The organism is Nostoc sp. CALU 546 (assembly GCF_048836525.1).
Genome location: NZ_JAWJTF010000393.1, coordinates 1 through 1,662, shown reverse-complemented (window position 1 = coordinate 1,662; position 1,662 = coordinate 1). Strand labels below are relative to the sequence as shown.

Sequence of the window (1,662 nt, the reverse complement as noted above, 5' to 3'; positions counted from 1 at the left end):
TCCCTATTCCCCTTCTTCACCCTTTAATTAACACGTTGTGTTTCTACGCAATTTCTAACGAATCAAGTCGTAGGAAATATCTGTCTTAGAAGGAATGTTGGTGTTGCGATCGATTTCTTCAAACAGGGTGTTTACAGTCCAGTTGAGGAGGTTGATCACACCTTGATAACCAATGGTGGCATAGCGGTGTAGGTGGTGGCGATCCATGATGGGGTAGCCGATTCTCACGAGGGGAATCTTGGTGTCGCGCCACAAGTACTTACCGTAGGTGTTACCAACTAAGAAGTCTACTGGTTCGGTGAACAACAGTGAACGCATGTGCCACAAGTCCTTACCAGGCCAAACAGTTGCATGTTGACCGAAGGGGCTAGAAGCAAGCAATTCTTTCATTTCTGCTTCAAATACTTCGTTGCTGTTGTGAACCAAGACATGCACAGGTTCAGCACCCATTTCTAGCATAAAGCCAACTACGCTGTATACTAAATCTGGTTCGCCGTAGATAGCGAAGCGCTTGCCGTGAATCCATGAGTGAGAGTCAGTCATGGCATCAACTGCACGACCGCGTTCGATTTCCAATTCTTCAGGAATGGGGATACCGCTCAATTCGCTGAGTTTCATCAAGAATTCATCAGTACCCTTAATGCCCCAAGGACGGGAAACTGAGGTTGGTTGCTTCCATTCTTTTTCGATGTACTCGCGGGTTTTGGGTGTAGAGTGTGCTTGCAGTGCGATCGTAGCTTTCGCATTGATTGAATCTGCTGCATCTTCTAACTTTGTACCACCTGGGTACATATCGAATTCACCTGTGTTTGGTGAATCGAGGTAGTCGCTGTTGTCGGCTAGAATTGTGTAGTCAAAGCCGAACAAGGAAGCAATCCGCTTGATTTCGCGGTTGTTACCTACGTAGGTGTCAAAACCTGGGATGAAGTTGATTTTACCATTGCTGGTTTCTTTCTTATGACCTGCGGTCAAGTTAGAAAGAATTCCCTTCATCATGTTGTCGTAACCAGTGATGTGGGAACCGACAAAGCTAGGGGTGTGAGCGTAAGGTACTGGGAAATCTTGAGGAACTGAACCAGCTTGCTTAGAGTTGTTGATGAAGGCTTGTAAGTCATCACCAATTACTTCTGCCATACAGGTGGTGCAGACAGCGATCATTTTGGGCTTGTAGAGTTGGTAAGAGTTCGCCAAGCCGTCAATCATGTTTTGCAGACCACCAAACACGGCTGCATCTTCAGTCATTGAAGAAGATACACCAGAGAATGGCTCTTTGTAGTGACGGGTTAAGTGGGTGCGGAAGTAAGCAACGCAACCTTGAGAACCTTGAACGAAAGGTAGAGTACCTTCAAAACCAACAGCAGCAAAGATTGCTCCCAATGGTTGACAACCTTTAGCAGGGTTAACGGTTAAAGCTTCACGAGCGAAGTTCTTTTCACGATAATCCCAACCCTTTGTCCACTCTGCAACCCGTGTTACTTCTTCGGGGTCGTGACCGTTTTCAAACTGCTTTTTGTTTTCAAATAGCTGTTGGTACTCAGGCTGGTGGAATAACTCGACGTGGTCTTGAATTTTTTCTGGATTCTGAGGCATTTCTGGATCTCCAAGCTTACTGAATTCTTTACTAATTGAGGTGTGAGTGGGATAGAGACGCGATGAATCGCG

1 protein-coding gene is annotated in these 1,662 nt (G+C 46.0%); it reads right to left on the bottom strand.

The annotated features are described in order from the left end of the window. Positions 1 to 54: 54 nt before the first annotated feature. Positions 55 to 1,590 (bottom strand): nitrogenase molybdenum-iron protein subunit beta, encoded by a 1,536-nt coding sequence (nifK, locus tag RRG12_RS43965; protein ID WP_420760120.1) that lies wholly within the window; start codon positions 1,588 to 1,590, stop codon positions 55 to 57. Between the last annotated feature and the right edge of the window lie 72 nt (positions 1,591 to 1,662).

Bases quoted from the DNA above. Each gene is read 5' to 3' on its own strand.
- nifK (WP_420760120.1), bottom strand. From the start codon at position 1,590: ATGCCTCAGAATCCAGAAAAAATTCAAGACCACGTCGAGTTATTCCAC.